Source organism: Streptomyces sp. MS191 (genome assembly GCF_008042125.1).
GTDB lineage: Bacteria > Actinomycetota > Actinomycetes > Streptomycetales > Streptomycetaceae > Streptomyces.
In genome coordinates this window covers 1-1425 of the sequence record NZ_RDBI01000197.1, presented here as the reverse complement: position 1 = coordinate 1425, position 1425 = coordinate 1, and the positions used below count along the sequence as shown (strand labels likewise).

The following is a 1425-nucleotide window of genomic DNA, read 5'->3' as shown; positions in this document are numbered from 1 at the left end:
CCGGGTTCCCCCACCGTGCGCACGGTCCGGCGACACCTATCCTTCCTGGCATGCCCCTCCCCTTCCGCGTCCGTGACGGGCGCCCGTCCCCGCGGGTCACCGACGCCCTCGTGGCGCTGGTCGTCACCCTCGTCGTGGTGATCTGGACCCTGGTCGCGGCGCGGTACACCGACGAGCCGGCGGCACGGACGGTCGTCGGCTGGATCGTGATCGCGATCGGTTGCGGGGCGCTGTGCTTCCGCCGCCGGTGGCCCGTCGCGGTGGCCGTCGTGACCCTGCTGGCCTGCGCGGTCTACTACCCGGTCTCGGCCCAGGACGGGCCGCTGATGATCACCTTCGCGCTCGCCCTCTACACGCTGGCCGCCGAGGGCCGGTTCGCCGCCGCCGTCGCCCTGGCCGCGGCCACCCTGCTCGCCGTCGGCCTCGGCGAGCTCCGCCAGCAGCCGGGGCACCGGCAGATCGACGACACCTCGCTCGCGATGCTGTCCGGCTGGCTGATCAGCCTGGTCGCCGTCGGCCGCGCCCAGCGCACCCGGCTCGCCTACCTGCACGAGGTGGAACAGCGGGCGCTCGCCGCCGAGCGGGAGCAGGAGGCGCGCGCCCGGCAGAGCGCCACCGAGGAGCGTCTGCGGATCGCCCGGGAGCTGCACGACGTGCTCGGGCACAGCATCTCGCTCATCAACGTCCAGTCCGGTGCCGTCCTGCACCGGCTGGGCAAGGGGCCGGCGCCCGACGTCGGCCTGGCCGCCGCCGAGGAGGCGCTGCAGGCGGTGAAGGCCACCAGCAAGGACGCGCTGCGGGAGCTGCGCGCGACCCTCGGACTGCTGCGGCGGGCCGACGAGGCGGCGCCGACCTCGCCGACCTCGGGCCTCGCGCTGCTCGGCGAGCTGGTGGAGCGGGCCCGGAGCGCCGGCCTCGACGTCCGCACGGCGGTGGCGGGCAGCCCCGCCGCGCTGGCTCCGCCGCTCGACCTCGCCGCGTACCGGATCGTGCAGGAGTCGCTGACCAACGTCACCCGGCACGCGGGGGCGCGGACCGCGCTGGTCACACTGGACTGGGGCCCGCGCGAGCTGAGGCTGCGGATCGAGGACGACGGGGAGGGCGCGCCGGAGGAGTCGCCGCAGGGCAGCGGCATCCGCGGGATGGCGGAGCGGGCCCGGGCCTTCGGCGGCGACCTGACCGCCCGGAACACCGCCGACGGCTTCCTGGTCGACGCCCGGCTGCCGCTCGCCGATGCCGGCCACGCCCCCCTGCCGACGACCGATCCGTCCGCGTAGTTGATCACGTACAGCTGCCCCCAGAAGCGGACCATGCGCGCGTGGAGCGGCTTGCGCCCGATCGTCGCCACGGTCTGGAGCACGGCGACGACGGTCGCCAGCCCGAGGGTGAGGGCGACGAAGAGGAAGTGGCCGCCCGCCGTCAGGG

At 75.8% G+C, this 1425-nt stretch carries 1 protein-coding gene and 1 pseudogene; one reads left to right on the top strand and one right to left on the bottom strand.

Translation table 11 applies throughout. From position 1 onward, the window contains the following. Nucleotides 1-50: 50 nt before the first annotated feature. Nucleotides 51-1277 (top strand): sensor histidine kinase, encoded by a 1227-nt coding sequence (locus EAO71_RS36355; protein WP_147982062.1) that lies wholly within the window; start codon nt 51-53, stop codon nt 1275-1277. A 35-nt stretch (nt 1278-1312) separates the two neighbouring features. Here EAO71_RS36355 and EAO71_RS39535 read toward each other — a convergent pair. Next, nucleotides 1313-1360 (bottom strand): annotated as a pseudogene (locus tag EAO71_RS39535) (hypothetical protein); the annotation flags it as partial. Nucleotides 1361-1425: the final 65 nt, after the last annotated feature.

Excerpts from the sequence above, each read along its gene's own strand:
- EAO71_RS36355 (WP_147982062.1), top strand. The coding sequence starts at position 51 with ATGCCCCTCCCCTTCCGCGTCCGTGACGGGCGCCCGTCCCCGCGGGTC.